General features: G+C 52.3%; 10 protein-coding genes and 1 tRNA gene. 4 read left to right on the top strand and 7 right to left on the bottom strand.

Going from position 1 to position 11,636, the window contains the following annotated elements:
* The first annotated feature begins 79 nt into the window (after positions 1-79).
* Together CEJ45_RS24620 and CEJ45_RS17290 are read left to right on the top strand one after the other, a co-directional pair.
* Positions 80-733 carry a hypothetical protein gene (locus CEJ45_RS24620; RefSeq protein WP_141107017.1) on the top strand — a complete coding sequence of 218 codons (654 nt, stop codon included), beginning with the start codon at positions 80-82 and terminating at the stop codon, positions 731-733.
* Positions 734-799: 66 nt separating this feature from the next.
* Positions 800-1,471: an AAA family ATPase gene (locus CEJ45_RS17290; protein WP_088756271.1), complete on the top strand. Its 672-nt coding sequence runs from the start codon at positions 800-802 to the stop codon at positions 1,469-1,471.
* Between the two features lie 307 nt (positions 1,472-1,778).
* Here CEJ45_RS17290 and CEJ45_RS17285 read toward each other — a convergent pair whose 3' ends face one another.
* The 7 genes from CEJ45_RS17285 to ispB all read right to left on the bottom strand — a co-directional run bounded on the left by CEJ45_RS17285 (position 1,779) and on the right by ispB (position 10,642).
* The gene (locus tag CEJ45_RS17285; protein ID WP_088756270.1) at positions 1,779-2,048 is read right to left on the bottom strand and encodes a hypothetical protein; all 270 of its coding nucleotides are present in this window, start codon (positions 2,046-2,048) and stop codon (positions 1,779-1,781) included.
* Positions 2,049-2,839: 791 nt separating this feature from the next.
* Entirely contained in the window at positions 2,840-5,380 is a 2,541-nt protein-coding gene (locus CEJ45_RS17280; RefSeq protein WP_088756269.1) for a DEAD/DEAH box helicase family protein, read from the bottom strand.
* On the bottom strand, positions 5,373-6,992 hold the full coding sequence (locus tag CEJ45_RS17275) for an Eco57I restriction-modification methylase domain-containing protein (RefSeq protein WP_088756268.1): 1,620 nt from the start codon (positions 6,990-6,992) through the stop codon (positions 5,373-5,375). The genes CEJ45_RS17280 and CEJ45_RS17275 overlap by 8 nt, the downstream gene beginning before the upstream one ends.
* Complete coding sequence (locus tag CEJ45_RS17270; protein ID WP_241517367.1) at positions 6,989-7,570, bottom strand: SAM-dependent DNA methyltransferase; 582 nt, start codon at positions 7,568-7,570, stop codon at positions 6,989-6,991. Before CEJ45_RS17270 ends, CEJ45_RS17275 begins: the two co-directional genes overlap by 4 nt.
* Positions 7,571-7,946: 376 nt before the next feature.
* Entirely contained in the window at positions 7,947-9,359 is a 1,413-nt protein-coding gene (locus CEJ45_RS17265; protein ID WP_088756266.1) for a hypothetical protein, read from the bottom strand.
* 239 nt (positions 9,360-9,598) lie between these two features.
* Positions 9,599-9,675, bottom strand: a tRNA-Pro gene (locus CEJ45_RS17260).
* A 16-nt stretch (positions 9,676-9,691) separates the two neighbouring features.
* Positions 9,692-10,642, bottom strand: coding sequence for an octaprenyl diphosphate synthase (ispB, locus tag CEJ45_RS17255; protein WP_186450175.1), 951 nt, complete (start codon positions 10,640-10,642; stop codon positions 9,692-9,694).
* A 347-nt stretch (positions 10,643-10,989) separates the two neighbouring features.
* Here ispB and rplU point away from each other — a divergent pair, with 347 nt between their 5' ends.
* Both rplU and rpmA read left to right on the top strand, forming a co-directional pair.
* On the top strand, positions 10,990-11,301 hold the full coding sequence (gene rplU / locus CEJ45_RS17250) for a 50S ribosomal protein L21 (protein ID WP_006713215.1): 312 nt from the start codon (positions 10,990-10,992) through the stop codon (positions 11,299-11,301).
* Between the two features lie 48 nt (positions 11,302-11,349).
* Positions 11,350-11,607, top strand: coding sequence for a 50S ribosomal protein L27 (gene rpmA / locus CEJ45_RS17245; RefSeq protein WP_006713216.1), 258 nt, complete (start codon positions 11,350-11,352; stop codon positions 11,605-11,607).
* The last annotated feature ends 29 nt before the right edge of the window (positions 11,608-11,636 follow it).

The following is an 11,636-nucleotide window of genomic DNA, read 5'->3' as shown; positions in this document are numbered from 1 at the left end:
GCAGGATCAGGGCAGCGCTGTTCTGCTGCAAGTGAAGTCATGGATGCAGCTTAAATTCTGGCAAACGCTGTCTTGACGGATGGGTCCACTTTATGCTGCCAAATATGCGTATGTTCTGACCGTAGCTCATGTAGACCAACAAACGGGAGAAACATTCGCAGCATGGATTGAGGAACAAGGGGGCATCGAAGAGGTAAGTCGCCGTATCGCCATAAGCGATGACGTAAAGGCGGAACGTGAAAAACTCAAAACGGCTGTAGCTGATGTGAAGCTGAAGATGGAAGAAGCCAAGCATGCTCCCTTGGCGACGATCGAACTCCAGTCGGGAATGACACTGCAGGGCACGGGTTTGCTGGTTGCTGAGCCTTCGCCCGATGGAACCATCCGTATTGTTGGATTGTTGCCGTCTGCTTCGGAAAAGATGATCGAAGCCATCCAAAGGGAAATCGGTCGCTTCGAATTGACTCAACAAGTGCCAGAAACTGCTGCAGATCGCGAAGAGCAGCTTCGCGCAGCACAGGAAACGGCGCGCCATATCCGGAATAAAGAAACATCAAACCCTGAACACGGCTTGCCCGAGACCAAGCAAGACACGAAACCAACATGGAGCAGTTATAAACCTCATGGGGCCGAGGTTCAGGTTTTTCCCATGTTCGGATCCAAGCTGCACACTTCGTACCGAACACGACAAAGTCGCGAGCATGCTAAGCCAGCGGTTTCGACTTCTGCCTAAACAAACATATTAAAGCGCCCGGTCGCCAGCGTCCGGACGCGAATTTATAACCAACCAGGATCAAACATGACAACGCATACACCATTCACTGAAAAATATAAACCGCGTGCTTTTAACGAAATTGTCTTCGGGTCAGAGGAAGTCAAGATAATGATGCAAATGTACGAGAAGGGTTTCAAGAGCGGAAGTCTCATTCTTTGGGGGACGCAAGGCACCGGGAAAAGCACTATTGCCAATCTTTTGCCGGCGGCAATCGAGGGAAAGAAAACGACAGTAGATGTCATTCATGCGAAAGAAATCAAGGGTAATCTCTATCAACTGATCAATCGCATGCAGAATGGTCGAAACCTTGCTCACCTCCAAGATCAGCGGTATTACTTGGTAATCGAAGAGTTCGCTTTTCACGATGAAAATTGCAGTGTGTTTTGGACCGAGCTAGACAAAATCCAAGGCGACTCCATGGTCATTATTTGTACTAATGAAATTAACAAACTGCCGCGCTCGTTGACTTCTCGGTGCGAATGCCTGGAAGTGCTGCCCGCTAGCCCCGAGCAATTTCTTGGGCGAGCCAAATGGATTCTCGGTCAAGAAGGCTTGCTATTAAGCGATCCGGTTGTGCTGAAAGCACTACAGAGCGTTGCGCACCTGCGAGACAATCGCAAGTATCTGAGACATCTCGAGACCGTAGTCGGAATGTATCGATTGCAACAGGACGGACTTGTTGTGAATGCAAGATAGATCGGGAAGAAGTCAAGACATCTCAATTCCGAGTGTAGATTAGTAGTTCCCTGCTTGCGCATTGAAGTGTCCGCTTTTTAGCGGGCACTGTATGTGCAATTTCGCATACTTGAATGCCGTTCTGGATGTAACGAGGCGTGACGGCTCGGCTTGTAGATTGTAGTGATAAGCTAGTTGTGAAAGATGCGTCACTTAGAGGGACGCTTTGATTTATCTAGCAAGCTTTCGGAGGCGTATATTGGGCTCAAACAGAGCTTCGTCGCACTCTTGAATGCCTGTGATTCATTTGATGTGCCGGTCTCTGCGGCTAGTACTCGTCGCTGAGCATGATCGTCGTGTAACTGCGGTCATGCTCCGTTATGATGTAGATGCTTGACCAGTCCCGGAGCGTGTAGCGTGAAAGGATACGAATCGGGCAATTAATTGCTTGCTCGTTTGCCTGTTTGTCTTCAGGTTCTAACTCGCCCCAGTCGCAGTTGAGGTGTCGCATCAGGTACTTTAAGGGCTGCTCTGCAATGCTTTCCATATGCGCTTTGCAGGCAGTAGTAATTACGAGCTTACCAAGCGCAAACTTCATTGCCAGCCCTCTGGCCTGCCGTCCGTGTACTCAATGGTCTCAGAGAGTCGTTCTGCAGGTACGTGCGCAACATTCGTCATGCTAAACCATACAATAAACATACCAGGATGCGCCGGATTGCGTTGTACTTGACATGCTTTTCCTGTCCTGTATTCCACAGTGCGATTTGTGCCAATAACCTTTGCAATTAATTCAGTTTTTGTTATTGCTCTAAAAGGAGCTGCGTAGCTCATCTTGTGCCCCGATCCAGTAACCGTTTTCGAGAGGGTAATCTCTGGGAGGCGGTATGCAAGTAAAGAGTGACTTTGTTCCTAAAAACTGAGATGGTGCAAGTACGTCGTTGAGAGGCGATTAGGCGTGACTTTTTGCCTTAAATAAGTAGAGAACAGAAATGCCATAGAAAATCGGATGGCGGCGCTCTCGTCACGCCTACGGGGATGCGTGCGGTATATGCACTCTGGTCAACAAAACTTCGGCAAGTTGGTGCGTGGACGAACTCCTATGTTTTGGACATTGCAAAAACCGTTGCATTGAAAATCGTACAGATTGGTGATCGCAACCAACGGCCTCGCGATGGGTTGAAGCCGACATTCCAATTGCGTCAATAACAGGCTGACTGCGCCTCACTCAGGTCTTGTGGAGCAGTACAGCAGCAGCGAATCACGGAGCGCTGTCATCCAGCTTGGCCAAACTGGGCAGAAGCTCGGCCATAGCGGACGCTAGACTGTTTACGCGGATGTCAGGAGAGGTGCAGAAGGCTGGTCTTGAAGATGCCCTTGGATAGGGGCGTTTCATTCTTTTGCCACAACAGTGTCATAAAGCCCATAATGGTTCAGGCCATCATGACTTTCGATGCCTGTATAACGTAGTGAGGCGTCTTCATAACGTCGAAATGCAAACACCGCTTGGTTCATCTGCTCAGTATTGAATACCTTAAGTCGCACGAGAAGGTGAAAGTCCTGCACCGTCAGTCCGGTTACTGTAAGAAATAGCTCCGGCTCCAATTTTGTAATGACATCCTGTAAGGTGTTCTCACGGAAGTCGGTCAGGTACATGAACGCTGGGATGCGCGTCGCGAATTTGATTAATTTTTCCTGCACCAGCTTGCGTTTGGACTTATATTCCTTTTCCTCCTCTGTCAGCTCGTTCTTCTCCTTTGCTGATAGTTTTTCCTGCTTGGCTTTGTTCTTGAGATCTTTGACCCTATCGCTTTTATTGATGATGGTCTCGATGATGTTGTCACCTAACGTGCGCCAGCCTTCGATGCGCTCCACCGCCGCCATCGCATCAGGATTGTCGAGGATGCGACGCAGGGTGTCGTTGTCCACGTTGACAAGTAGCGCACTCTCCCATTTACGGGCCAATAGCGTTGCAGATGTCCCCGCCATTGCTATGTCTAGAATACCGCCAGCATCGATTTGTGTCATATTTGCGCCGTCGTAAGCCAATACTGGCAGGAAAGCGACTAAATCCTTCACCGCATTTTCCGCGTCGGACTCGTTGGGTGATAGACCGATCCCGTAATCGGAGAGCTGCCGCAATGCCCGAGTGGGTGCAAAGTCAAACACGAAACACACCGGCTTGAGAATCTCCTCCTCGTTCGGGTTGTCGCCGTTAGGATTCTTGATGGACCATGGAGACTGAACGCGGAATGCTGCCTGAAAATAGGTCTCTGGCGACTTTAGATTGCGTAGCATTAGGATAGACGACCACTGCGGAACCGTTACACCCGTGGTGAGCTTGCCGCAAGACAGGGTTATAGTCTTGCTCTCGAACCCGCTACCAATGGCTTTGCGTATCGGCGGCAGCGCATCTAGACCAATGCCTGCCGCAGTCCCGGCAGCAACGATGACCCGATAGTCGTGCCAGAAGGTGTTATGCCGCTCGGCCAGTAGATTTCCCATTGCGTAGCAGGCAGCTACATTTGGGAGAAACCAGAACGAATGCTGCAGGTAAGGTAGTAAGCGCACATCCGAATAAGGAAACGGCGGCCGCGTGCCTGCTTTCAGCAGTTCGGCCGAATGGGATGTGTACCCTCCCCGAATAATGTCCAGCCATTTCTGCACATCGCTCTTGTGCTTGAACTGCGCGGACTCGCCCGAGCCTGATGCCTCAAAAAACGCATTGAGGTCGAATTCGTCAAATTCGCCGCCGCTGGCAACCGCGAGTAGCTCGTCCGGCATTTGATAGGTCAGCAGACGCATCTGTGGCAAGGCACCATAGGGATTGCGTTTACCGGGATGTTTGGCTGCAAACGTCGCCTTCGCACGCTGCTCGTCGGTGTAAGTCCAGTTGAAGATTTGCTCCTCAATGAACTCGCCTGTAGCCAGCGCCTTGAACGGCGTGCCCGAAAGGTATAAATACGCCCTGGTGGTAATGGGTAAGAACTCTGTTTCCTTCTCCAGGGGCTCTTGCAAGTCGGCGATTCTTTCCTTCAGACCCTTAGCGTCTTCAAGTCGTGCCTCCGCTCTGCTGATTTCCTCTTCCTCGCCCTCAAACAATTCCTTGGCTGTTTCACGCCACGCACCGAAGTGGTATTCATCGAAAACCACCAAATCCCAATTTACTGTGTGCAGCCACTCATTCCTCGGTTTGATGTTTCCTGCTGCATCGCGCCCAAGTAGGTCTTGAAACGAACCGAAATACACCACCGGCCGGTTGCGGTCGATTTGTGTCGGGTCGCTTCCTGACGAGCGCGATAGATATTGCCAACCATCAAAGTCCCGATGATTTTCTAGGTCCGTCTGCCATGCGTCCTCGACAGCTGGTTTGAAAGTCACTACCAACACGCGCTTAGCATTGAGCTTCTTCGCTAACTGATAAGTCGTGAAGGTCTTGCCAAATCGCATTTTGGCATTCCATAGAAAGCGCGGCGCGGCATTCCTGTCCTCGGACCAAATCGACTGATAGTACTCAAACGTCTTGTTTACCGCCTCTGCCTGCTCCTCGCGCATGCCAAAAGATTCATGATGCGTGCCGCTGAAACGCTGACCCGTACGCAGCTCGGCGAGCACCGTTTTTAAATCCGCTACGGAGCAACGTACCCATTCCAGCTCGGTATTCTCAAAGCCTTTTCTTACTAGCGTCGCACGCACCTCGTGGTCAGTAAAGATAGAACCATCTCCGCGCTCGGCAAGTTCGGCCAGTTCGATGGTGTAGTTTTTGATAGCGGCTGTCTTGAGCTGCTCGGCCACACGTAGTTTCACATCACGTGTAGTCTGCCCTATCTTGAGCAAATTCTTGTGAGCTGCATCAGATATAGAATAGGCATAGATACGTGGCCGAGCATCTGGTTTGGGGGCGAGGATTTCTTCGATAGCGGGTTTATTCATCGTCGTGCTCTTCAGATTCGCCGCCCTCATTACTTGGGCGGTCTGCTATAAGTGACTCGATGAATGCAACCTCATCCTTTGTAATTCCATATCGTGCGTACAAATCTTCGTCAGACCACAGACGATTCATTGGAAGTTTCGGCACAAATCGATAAGAGGCGCGTGTAATGTTTTGCGTAATTTTCCGAAGCGACACGAGAAATCTCACAAACCTTGTTCGCATGTATGCAGCAAGGTTTTGCGCTTCAGACTCAGACCCGCACACGCCAATTACCAAATAGGTCTCAGTGCATGCTGTTCCGGGCCCCGCTACTATGGGTTCGCCAAGAATACTAACGTCGTCACGTCCACTTGTTCCATGGGCCTTAACCAAAAGGACCTTCCATTGATCAACCCACTCAGGGTTGCTAGTTATGATTGATCTCTCAACGTAGGACGTGTTCTGATTGCCATATAGCAGAACTGGTTCTTTGAGTCCTTTTTTTGTGGGCTTGCCACGTTGATTTGTCAGACCGAAAGGGCGTCTCGGGGAAACCTGATCCCCGAGATTACCTTCTCCTCGCCCATTAATGTGAAAAGACACAACTTTATCGAGGATACGAACAGCTTCATTGCGCCGCACAAAAACATCGTAAGCATCGAGCTGTCGTACGACGGGCTCACCGACTCTTTCATTACCGATCATCGTGACGACTTCGCAACCGCCATTGTGTTCTCGTCCCCATAACCAATACGAAATGCCACCCCGAATTTTCACGCCTGGAAATACGTCGTATAACTGCGGGAAATCAACAAGCTTAACGAAGCGGTGGTCACGAAGCATTCGGTCACGAAAGTCATCTAGGCCCTTACCGCCAGAAAACCACCGGGATGGGGTAATCATTACGGTATATCTCGGCTCTAGTGATAGTGCCGCCTCGACAAATAGGTTATAAATTGGCGTAGCAGAGGCACCGCCGCCGCCGCCGCCGTCACCTAGCTGGTATGGGGGATTTCCAATAATTACATCGAACTGCATGTCATCTCCAAAGAGCTCGGCCACCCGGGCCTTGATGTCGTCTGTATGAATGAACGCATAAGCATGGGTTTCTAGGTCTTGACCACGGTCCAGGGTTATCTGGCTGGCACCACAAAATATGCATTTACGATTGACCCAAGTATGCTCGGTGCGCTCGAACCAGATATTCCCTGCATCGCTGGTAAAGCCTGTGGCAATGGAGTGCTGACCGTCGGCATCCTTGGAGCAATACACGCTGCGCCGTGCAAGTAGGCTGGTCAGGCGTGTAATACCGATGCCGAAAACTTGCATGGTCAGAATATGGTTTACGCGCTCGCGGAGGTCCGGGATCTCTTGCGCAAGCCCCACAGTGAGGCGGCTAGTAATTTCGCGTAGGAACACACCCGATTTTGTGCACGGGTCCAAGAACCTGACCCTCTTGTCCGCCCATATATTTGCGCCGCCGTTATCAGCAGCCCATGTCTCGGCCAGCATATCGAGCATGCGATTAGCAAGTTCGGGCGGAGTGAAGACTTCGTCGTTCGAAAGATTTGCGATGCAGGTCAGGACATCCGGGTTGCGTCCTCGCAGTGTGAAACTGGCTTGAGCGCTCATGATGCCTCCATGGGACCTCCAACCTGTGCGGTTGCTGCAAGTTCGCGCACCGTCATCGATGGGTAGGTTTTTAAAGGTAAGAAAATTTCGTGTTTGCCCAAATGGGCAAAAAGAGAGTCCTCTGCGCTGAAGGCAGACGAGCCTGTGAGAGCATCGAATCGGAAGTCGCGCCGTTGGTACTTGCCTTTGCCGAGGTAACCCCATTCGGCGAAGGTGATCGGTTGACCGTCCTTGGTACGCATAGTCAGCGCGTCACCGTGCACAAGGTTCTGCGACAGCACATACGATGCTGCTTGATACAGCTCGTTCTTGTCATCAAGATTGAGGTATTCGGTAAAAACTTCCAACACGTTAGAACGGCACTCTGCGATGTTGTCTGTCAATAATTCGATACCATAAATGCACATTAGTGCAAGTAACGCATAATGCCGGCGCTCGAAATCAGACTTGCCATACTTAACTTCCACGGCAGCAAGCTTGCGTTGTAGTATCCGAACAATGAAATTACCGCTCCCGCATGCTGGCTCCAGAAACCGGGAGTCAATGCGTTCAGTTTCCTCTTTGACAAGATCTAGCATGGCTTCCACCATCCATGCTGGCGTGAAAACCTCTCCGTGATCTGCAACGCGCTTTTTTGACTTTACTAGGCTCATAGGGGTAATTTTAAGATAGATGATCGATCACCCTAGGCATTATTTGATTTTGGCAACCTGCCAAGCGTCAGTTAATGGCACAGAAATAAGTTTTTAGCGGCTCTTCGACGATAGGTTATTCTGGGCAAGGCCGGCATCGAACCAACGTTTATGTAGGTTGCTTTGAAGGGGGGCAAATGGCTTGGTTGTCCTTCAAGCGTCTCTTCAAGAGACGCCTGACATGGTATGACGATCGGAGCATTCTATTTCGAGCCTCGTAAAATCTCTGGCTCGAGTGGCATACTCCGATGTTTTGAGGGGCTCAGTTCAGGTCAAGCTGAGCAGGGGAGGGAGCTGGCAAGTCTAGGGAAACAATTCCGGACTGGACTTTGAGCGGTATGCCGGCATCCAGCGACTTGGAAAGCTGCAGACCTTTCTGGGTACGCACCGACTGCAACGAATCGATGTTCATCTCGCCAGTAAGCTGGCTGGCATAGAAACGCTCGATCATCTCGACGGAAGTTCTGGCATTACGAGCTAGCGTCAGCAGGTCGATGTTGTCGCCGTCGAGCAAGCGGAACATGATGCAGGTGTGGCGGAGGCTGTAGATCGTGCGGTCTTCGTCGAGCGCGCCTTTCTTGAAGTTCAGGTCTTGCAGCACATAGTTGAACTGCTGTTGGAGCTTGCGCAATGCCGTTGCCCGGTTGGTATAGGTCGGCATGAATACATAGTCGTCTGAGGCGGCAAGTTCCCTTTTCGCATTCTCGGTCTGAATTTCCTCGTAAATGGCCACGGCTTTTTCGAGGGTAACGATCGGCTTGTCGTGCTTCTTGCTCTCGGGCAGCGTCAGCCGCAAAAACGTGTGATCGCCACGGATGATCTCGATGTGCTTGTGGCGCATGTTCTTCAAGTCAGTGGGGCGGATGAAGCCGTTAACCATGAACGCGATCATGTTGGGCAAGTCGCTGGTGATCGTTACGCGCCGAACCTCCTGTTTCTTGCCGGTTGCTGCGTCGGTTGCAGGTTGCAATTCGACGACTTGGCCCACGAGCTGTTTTGCTCGGGCGAGAAGCGCACTGTACTCGGACGGGCGGAACCATCCGCGCGGCTGGTCCTGTTTTTGGACCTTTGGGAACTGGGGTAGTGCCTGCAGCAGGTGTCGATTGCGCGCATATTCCAGGACCTTACGCACGAGACCCAGATACCGCAGAATCGATGACCCCGATAGCGTTTCTCCGAGTTTCGCCACGAATTGCTCTAGCTCGTCGAATGTCACGTCAGCAACGTCCAGCGTGCGAAAGCGCGGCAGAATGGTTGCATCGAGAAAGTACTGGTCGTTCTGATGGGCATTCAAGGAGATCTCTTTGCGAACGACCCGCGATTGTTGCAGTTCCATCATGGCTTTTGCGCAAACGTCGAACCGGCTCTTGGCCGATGTGCTTGCCCCGATTAGGCGCTGGAAGACGACTTGTTCATACAGCGCTTTTGCGGCCTTAAAGGCCTCGGTTTTATGTTCCGACTGTGAGCTGCGTTTGATGGTCTTTTTCGCGTGTTCGTCGTACAGCCGGATTTGCCAGAACCGGCTTGCCGCGATCCGGTAGATTTTTAGTTTTTCGGGATAACCGGGTACGTGATGCAGTGATTCGGGGATTGGTACTGTGCGGGACGCCTTGGTTGAGGCGGAAGTCGAACTGCTGGACGCAGTTTGGGCTACGGTAGTTTTGATGCTGGTCATTTATTGTTATTTTTGTAAATTTAGATGCTTACAGGCAAGCACCAGACCAGCAGTCTACGTGTACCAAATTGGCCACGCAAATTATATTTGAAGCTTTTGGAAGGGGGGATATTGCAGGCAGTTTGGTCGTGGAAATCAAAGGAAATCCACGGACCTAACCTAACTGATGTACTACAGCGAACACTGTAGTACTGGGAAACAGACCATCTTATGGAAACCCGCATGGCTGCTGGGTTTAATGGTCGGGGTGAGAGGATTCGAACCTCCGGCCTCTACGTCCCGAACGTAGCGCTCTACCAGGCTAAGCTACACCCCGTCGAGTGAGATCTAAGTCAGTGATTTCGATCTACTGCGAAAGCCGATAATTCTAACAGGGATTTTTTGAATTGGCTATCGGGAAGTGAAATAATTGCATCCGCAGCGCGCCGGGCGGCGATTTCCGCCTGTTCGCGGGTATAAGCCAGGGCGCCCGAATGGGTGATGGCCGACAGTACTTCGTCGAAATGCTGTTCGTCACCGTTCTCGATGCAGGTGCGCACCAGTTCGCGCTGCTGCGGGGTGCCATGTTGCATCAGCCAGATCAGCGGCAGCGTAGGCTTGCCTTCGCGCAGGTCGTCGCCGACGTTCTTGCCGATCTCGGCGCTGTTGCCGGAATAATCCAGCACGTCGTCGATCAGCTGGAAGGCGGTGCCGATGGAGCGGCCATATTCGCCGGCGGCTTCGATGCCGGCTTCGTCAGCGCCCGCAATCAGGGCGCCGATCTGGCTGGCGGCCTCGAACAGCTTGGCCGTCTTGGAGCGGATCACCTGCAGGTAGCCGGCTTCATCCACATCCGGATTGTGCATGTTGAGCAGCTGCAACACCTCGCCTTCGGCGATGACGTTGGTGGCGTCGGCCACGATTTCCATCACCCGCGGGTTGCCCACCGCCACCATCATCTGGAAGGCCCGCGAATACAGGAAGTCGCCCACCAGCACCGAGGCGGCATTGCCGAACATGGCATTGGCGGTCTGCTTGCCACGGCGGAGCGACGATTCGTCGACCACATCGTCATGCAGCAGGGTGGCGGTATGAATGAATTCGATCACGGCCGCCAGCGAGTGGTGATGCTCGCCCTTGTAGCCGAAGGCATTGGCGATGAGCACCACCAGCACCGGGCGCAGGCGCTTGCCGCCCGCACTGATGATGTATTCGGCGACCTGGTTGACCAGCGGCACCTCCGAGTACAGCTGCCGGCGGATGACTGCGTTGACCGCCTCCATGTCGGCGACGATCGGATGCATGATGGTTTGTTGCGAAGCGTTTTGTACGGCGGCAGACAAGGCGGAACCTGTGGGAAATGGTTATTACCGGGATTATACGATGACAAGCAGGCAGCACGCCAAAGAGCATGCGGGCAGGAACCGCAGGTTTTTCATTGCCGCCGTGTTGCCGGGTGTTGTCAGGCGAGCAAGTCCGCTTGCATTGTCCTGCCGGAAACTGTGTTGTACAGAGGTCGGCCAAAGTGTCAAGCCTTTTGACCGTGCGGCTAAGTGCCTGTATAATTTGCGGTTTTCCTGTTTCGCCATGGGTTTTCGACGGGCGCGGCAAGGGAAAAATCGTTCTTATTCATTCATTCGTGAGGTTTCACATGTACGCGGTCATAAAAACCGGCGGCAAACAATACAAAGTTGCTGCTGGCGAAAAACTCAAAGTAGAACAGATACCGGCTGACATTGGCTCCGAAATCACTTTGGATCAAGTGCTCGCAGTGGGCGCAGGCGAAACCGTGAAGTTCGGTGCGCCGCTGGTCGCAGGTGCTACGGTGCTGGCTACTGTGGTAGCACAAGGTCGCCATGACAAGGTCCGCATCTTCAAGATGCGTCGTCGCAAGCACTACCAAAAGCGTCAAGGCCATCGTCAGAACTACACCGAACTGCAAATCGTCTCGATCAACGCCTAAGCGTTGACCCGAACGAACTGCTCATCCAAAGTCATCAAGGAGTTTTAAATGGCACACAAAAAAGGCGGCGGCACTACGCGCAACGGCCGTGACTCAGAATCGAAACGCCTGGGCGTCAAGGTTTATGGCGGCCAAGTGATCAACGCTGGCGGCATCATCGTCCGTCAACGCGGCACCCGCGTCCACGCTGGCGAAAACGTCGGCGTCGGCAAGGACCACACCCTGTTCGCCCTGAAGGACGGCAAGGTCAAGTTCGTTGTCAAGGGCCTGCAACAGCGTCAATACGCTACCGTCGTTACGGCGTAAGCGTTCCTGTCATCCGGGTTCGCCCGGAA

This window comes from Herbaspirillum aquaticum (assembly GCF_002213425.1).
Taxonomy (GTDB): Bacteria; Pseudomonadota; Gammaproteobacteria; order Burkholderiales; family Burkholderiaceae_D; genus Herbaspirillum; species Herbaspirillum aquaticum.
This window is presented reverse-complemented; position numbering and strand designations above follow the sequence as displayed.